This is a genomic window from Paenibacillus xylanivorans (assembly GCF_001280595.1).
Lineage (GTDB): Bacteria > Bacillota > Bacilli > Paenibacillales > Paenibacillaceae > Paenibacillus > Paenibacillus xylanivorans.
This window is the reverse complement of the sequence record NZ_LITU01000030.1, coordinates 1-8452: the sequence shown is the minus strand read 5'-3', so window position 1 is coordinate 8452 and position 8452 is coordinate 1. Positions and strand designations below refer to the sequence as shown.

The following is an 8452-nucleotide window of genomic DNA, read 5'->3' as shown; positions in this document are numbered from 1 at the left end:
ATATTCACGCTGCGGACATTCGTCCTTGGTCCGACATTCGTCGGACACCCGGCATATGCCGGTCGTGAATACAGGAACGTTATATGTAATAGCCGCAAAGAAATAATAAAAAAAATTTAATTCCTTTGGAGGTAAGTCGAGATGGAGAGCAAAAAAATTGATAGTAAAGAATTCCCGATATTGGAATTTGATGAATCGCGAGTTGCAATAATTGAGGCAACTAATTTTATCAAGCCAAAAGAAGAATTTGAATACTGTGTAATAACATTTTTTAGAGATGTAATTGAAAAAATGAAAACGGAGGGAAAGTTGAAAGAAGTTGCATGTCTACATTGCGAGACTGTAGATTTGCCAATATATGAAACATATTATCAAGGAAAAAAAGTACATATTACTTTGGGGTATTTAGGAGCTGCAGGTTCAGCAGGATTCTTAGAAGAACTGATAGCCTATGGTTTTCAGAAATTTATAGTGTGTGGTGGTGCAGGTGTATTAAAAAAAGACATTGCTGTTGGACATGTAATAGTACCCGTTTCTGCAGTGAGAGATGAAGGAGTATCATACCATTACATTAAGCCATCAAGAGAAATTGAATGTAATCTAGAGGTTTTAAAAATCATAGAGGACGATTTTAATATACATAATATCAGGTATATAAAGGCAAAAACTTGGACGACAGATTCATTTTATAGAGAGACTAAAGAAAAGGTTGAGTTGCGGAAAGCAGAAGGGTGTGTAACTGTAGAAATGGAAGCAGCAGCATTTATGGCTGTTTCACAATTTAGAAATGTAAAATTAGGTATTATCTTGTATGGCGGTGATGATTTAAGTGGTGTCGAATGGGATAGTCGAAGTTGGAATAGCAGATCAGAAATAAGAATAAACCTTGTTCAAATATCAATGCGGATATGCAGTTCTTTATAACTGAAATAGCTATAATCCATTTATTAATGCATTTATTAAAAGGGAAATGCTAAATAGACAACCAAGAGTTAAATGTAAATATGACAACATAAATAAATTATGCGAAATCGAAGAAGGCGGATACAACATATAACACCATATTCACGCTGCGGCCCCTGCTGGGGCTTCTTGGTCTGCAAAGGGCATTTCGGAGAAGTGGATTCAGGCAATACACCCGCACCACCTAAGCGCGGTCGCGCCCAGTCGGGAATCGGCTTCGCCTATGGTTCCGAGCTCCTTTAAGGTGGTGGGGCGTCGGGAATACAACAACGTTATCAGAAACTTCCAATCAAAACACAACAACATAGGAGCGATATTATGACAATCATCTTCAAAGAAATAAAAGACATTGATAAACAAGCAATTCAAGAACTGTTTCACTCGGTGGACTGGAAATCAGGAGATTTCCCAGAAGATCTTAGACAAGCAATAAACAACTCGCATACGGTTATTACTGCATGGGATGATACCAAATTAGTTGGCTTAATAAATGCACTGTCTGACGGAGTGATGACAGTATATTTTCATTACATGTTAGTACATAAAGAATATCAATCATTAGGAATAGGAAAGAGAATGATGGAAAAAATGCTTAGTCGATATTCTAATATCAAAACAAAAGTGCTTATATCCTATGATAGTGCAGAAAAATTCTATGGAATATTTGGATTTAAGCCAGAAGAAGGAACTAAAGCCATGTTTATTTCAGATATGGTATAGGATTTTGTGAGTTGATCAAAGAAGTTGGGGGCACCAGATAACAACATGTTCATGCGTCGGGGCATCGGCCCCTTGGTCCGAAAGAAGTTAGAAGTTAAATCGAAGAGGAATTTCAGTAGCAAGGAAGCATAGTCATCGGACACATCCGCACCACCTAATCGCGTCGCGGCCAGTTGCATACGCTCCTTTAAGGTGGTGGGACGTCATGAACACAACAACGTTATCGGAAATCAGCACAAAAAATTAAATCATCTAAAAACTTACATAACCAAGTGAGGATAACTCTATGGATTAGGAAAATAACTCTCTCTTTAATCGTGGATTTTAAAGAATTAAATGGCTTCAAGAACTATGTTTTTCTAAGCCCTAACGGCACAAAGTAGGTATTTATGGATGGTGTTTAAGTATTTAATTTGGTTCGTTATTGTTTCAATATGCAAATTTAAGATTTTCTATATTAGTTCGATCATACTTTAGAAGACTTACAAAAGGGAGAATTACAATGAAGAAAATACTAAGTAGAACAGGTTCATCTATAGCATATGCTATCCTGTTTATTGTGATAATTACTACTATTGTTGGTTGGAATGTACTAGGAACTATGTTTGAGGAAGGGAATTATGATAATGAGGATCATATGGTGGAAACCATAATGGCCAAATCAGCGACTCCAGGAGTGGCTATGGTAATATCAGAGCAGGGTGAGACAAAATATAAATTTTACGGATATGCAGATGTTCATAATAATAAGATGGTTACTGAAGAATCATTGTTTGAATTGGGATCGACTACTAAGGCGTTTACGGCTTTGGCCATAATTTTGTTAGCAGATGAGGGATTCTTATCTTACTCAGATTATGTTTCAGATTATATTCCTTGGTTTGAGCCAACCTTTAAGGGTGAGAAGGTTAATATCAGCATTAATCAGTTGCTAGCACATACAAGTGGAATTCCACCGTGGAGTATTCGGTTAATACCTGAAGGTACTACGGAAGATTCGCTTGAAAAAACGGTACATAATGTGTCTGACATTGCTTTAGATACGTATCCTGGGACAGCATATAATTATGCAACAGTTAATTATGATGTTTTAGCGATGATTATTGAAAAGGTTACTGGTAAAAGTTATCAGGATTATGTAACTGAAAGTATACTGGTTCCATTAAAAATGACAGACAGTTATTTTTCAACTGGTCAGGAAAAGGAATCTGATAAACTTACCAAAGGCTATCGTGTACTTTTTGGAAGAAGCTTTGAATATGATGCCCCTAGATATTATGGGAATATCGCTGCAGGTTATTTGGTAACGAATTTAAAGGATTTAGAACGTTGGATTAATGCCCAGATGGGGATAGACGAGATACCGGATAATCTAATGAATGCTATTCAAAAGTCCCATGAAATCGACATAAAAACAGCTGGATATGAAGATAAGAATCAATACTACTCATTCGGATGGAGTATTGATACGAAAAATAGAGTTGTTAGTCATAGTGGGAGTAATCCTAATTATTCCTCGCGGGTTATAATTGATTTAGAAAAGCAGCAGGCCATATTTGTTCTGGCTAATTTGAATTCAAATGCACCATCGCTAATTGCTAATAATATATATGAGAATATGAATGGAAATCATATGAATAAATTTAATTATGATGACGCGTATCTATTAATTGATTTGGTGTTTTCATTCTTAGTAATAATAGCAGTCGTTATCTTATGTCTTAAAGTAATTAAACTCGTTAGAGGAATTAAACTAAATATTAAAGATGGAAAGACAAGGTTCAGAAAAATAATAGGAAGTAGTATCTCACTAATCTTAAGAATTACGCTTCTGGTATTGGTAATGATCTGGCCTTATCTATTAAATAATGATTATTCAATGATACGGGTGTGGATGTCGTATTCAATATTTATTTGGATGGGTCTTACTGCTATCAATTGTATTTTATCGATTATTATTAATATTAAAAAGATAAGAATAATTAGAAGCAGTTTATAAAAATGAGAGGTGAAAAGTGAAAAATCACATACAATTGTTTGTCTAAGTTGGTACTAGGATGAATGCGATAAGCAGGCATGATCTTCCTTATACTGATTTTGATTTCTCAAATCTTTAAAGAAGAATAGGTATATTTCGAAGAAGGCGCTGCCATCCGATAACACTGCATTCCTACAGCGGGCATTCGCCCTTGATCGCTAAGAAGGATTTCCAAGAAGTTTATTCAAGCGATACATTCAGCAGCTAAGTCTGACGACCCGGACCTACGGTCTTTAAGCTGCTTGAACGTCAGGAATGCCAAACGTTATCCGAAACCACTTATATTTGAGGAGATGAACAATGAATAAGTTCATTGAGTATACAGCATATTCTAATGTGCCTATATATAAAGAAGTTTTAGAGATGGATTTCTCAACAAAGCAAAATGAAATTGAACATATAATTATAACTTTTGATCAGAAAGAGAGAAATGGAATAGTTATTGTCAGAATTGAGTTCAAGAATGATATTGATTTTGAGGATGCTGAAAGAATAGCAGAAAAAAAGACTGACCAAATCTTAAAAGGATTAATATTTACTGGAGGAATTCAAATTCATGGAATCGAACAAACCCTGCATAATTTCGCTCGGCCCAAAAGTGGTATAAGTGATTTGTCAATGTCACTTACAGTTCCGTTTAAATTTAAGGCTACACAATTAGATGAGTTGAAACTGTTCATTCGAACGGATAAATCAGACCATATATATTATGATCTATATCGACAAGCAGTTAATCATAATGATGACTTGGGAAAATTCATGTTTTATATAGTCTTTTAATGTTAGTTACTAAGGCTAAAGATCAACCAGAAGTAGATAAATTTATTATAGAAGAAAGACCGGAGGAACAAGAGTTTAAAAAACGATCTACAAAGCGAAATAAAAGAGGAGAACGGAGTAGGAAATTTGAAACTAGATTTACATGGCTAAGGAATCAGGTTGGCCATACACAAGAAAACAGTGAAATTACAGAAGTTATAAACAAGATGAAGAATTGTTATAAAGAACTACAAGAGATAGTTAAAATAGCAATAGAAAAGTTCATATAAAAGATTATCCAAAGAAGAGTGGAATCGGATAACATAATATTCGAACTGCAGCTCCTAACGGAGCCTTGGTCTGCCAGATGAATTTCGAAGAGGCATTACAGCAGACAACCCCTTCGGGGTTCATGAATACAGGAACGTTGGACGAAAGAACAAAGCATTTTACTAAAGAAAGGAAATGAAAAATGTCATCCAGCTCGTACTTAAAAGTATTAGGATTCTCGTTTATAGTAATGGCATTACTTAGTCTTAAGAAGACTATAATACTAAACGACTATTTTTTATTAAGTTTTTCAGTTTCAGCATGGTGTTTTGCTTTTGCGGACTTTCTTAGATTTAAACCATTTATAGATGATAGAGAGAATGAAACTAGATCTATTAAGGTAGTTAATAATGTATTAATATACGTACAAAGTCAAATTGGTAAGCTTAATTACATATTAGATATATTAGCAATAATGAGTCTAATTGTGTTGCCTCATACACTTTCAAAGATGTTCCCCGATTTGGAACTGGTAAACTCATTTATGGTTCTGATGAGTATGGCCTTAATTTTACTTATGATAGGATTTAGAGATAAAAAGAAAGAAATGATTCAAAGTTATAATTTGCGAAAAAAAATGATCGAATATGAGCTCGAAATATCTGAATTGAAGAAGCAGATCGAAATGCTTAAAGAAAAGGTTTGAATGTAACTCTGTTCCTCCGTCTAACATCATATCCACGCTTCAGAGCCTGAAGGCTCCTCGGTCCGCCCGAAGGGGATTGGCAGGGGAGTGGAATCAGGCGGACACAATCCGCACCGACTAACCGCACCGCGGCCGCTCCCGTTGGTGCTTAAGTCGGTGGATGTCGTGGATACGGGAACGTTAGGCGAAATCATTGTAAAGAAGGAGTATTTATTGGATGAATATCAGAGGAGTAATTCTTGAGGGGTATTCTAATGCTGGAAAAACATCGGTATTAAGAGCAATAAAACAATATCAATCTCAAGATGAATCGGCAGAACGGAGTGTAGTTGTTCTTGGGGAACATTACTCACAAATACTAAATAACAATCATGGGGAGTATGTGAGTTTATCTCGAGATGAACATTTGAATTTACTTAAGGAAAGAGTAGAAATGCTAAAGAAACTTAATGATTGGGCAATACATTTAGGACCAGCATCCAGAAGATCTCGGGGACTTTTCTTTGTCCTAGAAAGATTCCATTTAAACCATCGTGTCGCTTTTCCAGAATATGATGATACTGAAATCACCGACATTGAAAACCAGTTAATTGAACTTGGGGCTAAATGCATTTTGCTTACAATTTCGGATGAAGTTGTAGATGAAAGAATAAGGAGTAGAAATCCAGGAGAGTGGCTTAATAGGTCAGAGTCGGATATTAGGCGAGCATGTAAGGAGCTTATCAATACTCAAAACAATCTAAGATACAATGTAACCAGATCAATAGTACCTACCTTAGAAATCAACACTGATAATAAAGAATGGAATGAATATGCAAGAATAATCATGGAAGACAATGACTCCGCCTAACATCGTTTTCACGCTGCGTCGCCTACGGCTCCTTGATCTGCCCGAGGTATTTCAGGGAAGTGAAAATCAGGCAGACAACCCTGCGAGTCTAAGTCCTGCGGACCCAGTCGCTGCGCTCCTTTAAGCCTCTCGGGTTCGTGAATACAGGAACGTTAGGCGAAATTACAAATGAAAGGATGGAAAAATTAATGCCCTCTTATGCTTCTAGAAATTTTAAGAGAAAGACTATTGACGCAAAAAGACTAGCACGAGATTATGAAGACCTCCTTATAATAAGAGGAAATAAAGGAAGGACTGCACTTGATCATTTAACAAGAAGCGGTGTGGTATTATTAGCAGGAGCTTGGGAAACTTATATTGAGGACGTTATTCTTGAGGGTGCTGTTCATTTAGCAGTTATAGATGATCCGAAAAATTTACCGAAAGAAGTAAAAAAATCAATTAACTTGTACATAAGAAATCATAAGGAAGATAGTAAACCGCTATCAATTGCAGGAGATGGATGGAAGAAAGTATTCCTGGATGAAGTAGTCGAGCCAACTCTCAAAGGTTTAAACTCTCCAAAAATTGAGAATGTTGATTCACTAGCTATGAAGCTTCTTGGCGTTGCTAATCTTTCTAGCAATATAACTGAAAAAGATTTATTGATGAGTTTATTACTTATCGGGGACATATTGCTCATAGAGTTAGAGTCAAAGGAGATGCATATTTAAACTTGGATACATTTTTAGACTATATTTATGCATTCGAAGTTACAGTTAGCGAAGTGGATAATTATCTGGCGGATTATATAAAGAAATTCAAGAAAAGTAGACCTTGGAATAAATATAAAAATAATTAAATATTTAAGGGTCTCAGGGTGCTTGCAACATCGCCTAACAGAACATTCCTACTGCATCGCTGACGCTCCTTGGTCGCCAGAGGTTTTTTCTGAGAAGTGATATCAGGCGACACATTCAATCGGCTAAGACTGACGACTCGGTGTTACGCACCTTAAGCCGCTTGAACGTCAGGAATACAGTACGTTATCGGAAATCAATGCATTAACTTATAACCTTAACAATTAGGAGGAACAAAATGGAGGAGAAAAAGTTACCACAAGTACACGATAACACAAAAAAAGGAAATGTCTCTGTTGCACTTCTCGAAAGCGCCCTGTAAAGATTTTCTATAGTGTGCATAACATTCCAGTGGAAAAAGATATTGGTATAGATTTAAATGTAGAGTTGTTGGACGGATCAGTACCTAACGGTCTGTATTTCAATGCACAATGTAAAGGTAAAGATGAGATTGAAATTGATGAAGAACATATTAAAATTTCGATAAAGATAACTACAATAAATTATTGGTTGTTACGTAAAGAGCCTACGTTTTTGTTTGTTGTAGACCCTGATAATTTGAACATTTTTTGGTGCTATCCTTTTGATCAGCTTTCAGATAGATTAAGCGAACTGCAAAGACAAGCGACAGTTATTATAAAAATTGATAAACAATCTAGATTTACTTTTGGAATTCAAGAATTGCCTCTTGAAATTGAAAGAATTATTCGTGATTTTGATCATAATTTGTTTGAGAATCTTTCTCAATCTATTAGTAATACTGTATTCGAAAGTGCCAGTAGACAACAAGGGTCACTGAAAGATAAGTTAATGGCCTTTAAAGATTCAGCTGAATTGCTTAAATCTAATTACCAAGCCATTATAGATCATCAAAGAGATCAATTTATTTTAGATCAAACTAGAGTAATATTAGAAAAGTTTCGATTTGTTCTTTCTTGGCTAGATGCAGAATCACCATTAATTTTTCCATATACTCATGGTAAGTATATCTACGAAGCTGACGGATTCATTGAAGGATCAACAATTGACTGCTTCATTAAGGATGTGAATTTAAGTATTGATAATTATGAGAGCAATGCATCGCCTGATAACTTTGACATTCTCGTTAGTAATTTAGAAGAACTGAATAACTTAAATAGAAATTTAGCTTTCTTTCTTCGAGAAATTTTATACGAGATGAATCCCTATGGTGAGTTCGATTACTTAACTCAGGATTATTAAGGCAAATATCAGGTATTAAATAGTTTATTCAAAGAAGGCATTGACATCCGATAACATAATATTCACGCTGCGGACATTCGTCCTTG

Annotated in this window: 9 protein-coding genes; all 9 read left to right on the top strand. The window is 35.5% G+C overall.

Going from position 1 to position 8452, the window contains the following annotated elements; all coding sequences use genetic code 11:
* Positions 1–141: 141 nt before the first annotated feature.
* The 9 genes from AMS66_RS03465 to AMS66_RS03425 all read left to right on the top strand — a co-directional run bounded on the left by AMS66_RS03465 (position 142) and on the right by AMS66_RS03425 (position 8366).
* Complete coding sequence (locus tag AMS66_RS03465) at positions 142–924, top strand: nucleoside phosphorylase (protein ID WP_053779468.1); 783 nt, start codon at positions 142–144, stop codon at positions 922–924.
* A gap of 357 nt (positions 925–1281) precedes the next feature.
* Positions 1282–1683 (top strand): GNAT family N-acetyltransferase, encoded by a 402-nt coding sequence (locus AMS66_RS03460; RefSeq protein WP_053779467.1) that lies wholly within the window; start codon positions 1282–1284, stop codon positions 1681–1683.
* Positions 1684–2185: 502 nt separating this feature from the next.
* Positions 2186–3682 carry a serine hydrolase domain-containing protein gene (locus AMS66_RS03455; RefSeq protein ID WP_053779466.1) on the top strand — a complete coding sequence of 499 codons (1497 nt, stop codon included), beginning with the start codon at positions 2186–2188 and terminating at the stop codon, positions 3680–3682.
* A gap of 339 nt (positions 3683–4021) precedes the next feature.
* A complete protein-coding gene (locus AMS66_RS03450) occupies positions 4022–4501 on the top strand; it encodes a hypothetical protein (RefSeq protein ID WP_053779465.1) in 480 nt (159 codons plus the stop codon).
* Positions 4501–4770, top strand: coding sequence for a hypothetical protein (locus AMS66_RS33045; protein ID WP_053779464.1), 270 nt, complete (start codon positions 4501–4503; stop codon positions 4768–4770). The genes AMS66_RS03450 and AMS66_RS33045 overlap by 1 nt, the downstream gene beginning before the upstream one ends.
* A gap of 230 nt (positions 4771–5000) precedes the next feature.
* Complete coding sequence (locus AMS66_RS03440) at positions 5001–5456, top strand: bZIP transcription factor (protein WP_144424398.1); 456 nt, start codon at positions 5001–5003, stop codon at positions 5454–5456.
* Between the two features lie 217 nt (positions 5457–5673).
* Positions 5674–6306 (top strand): hypothetical protein, encoded by a 633-nt coding sequence (locus tag AMS66_RS03435; protein ID WP_053779462.1) that lies wholly within the window; start codon positions 5674–5676, stop codon positions 6304–6306.
* Positions 6307–6443: 137 nt separating this feature from the next.
* On the top strand, positions 6444–7019 hold the full coding sequence (locus tag AMS66_RS03430; RefSeq protein ID WP_144424397.1) for a HEPN domain-containing protein: 576 nt from the start codon (positions 6444–6446) through the stop codon (positions 7017–7019).
* A gap of 477 nt (positions 7020–7496) precedes the next feature.
* The gene (locus AMS66_RS03425; protein ID WP_160319658.1) at positions 7497–8366 is read left to right on the top strand and encodes a DUF4365 domain-containing protein; all 870 of its coding nucleotides are present in this window, start codon (positions 7497–7499) and stop codon (positions 8364–8366) included.
* Positions 8367–8452 lie beyond the last annotated feature (86 nt).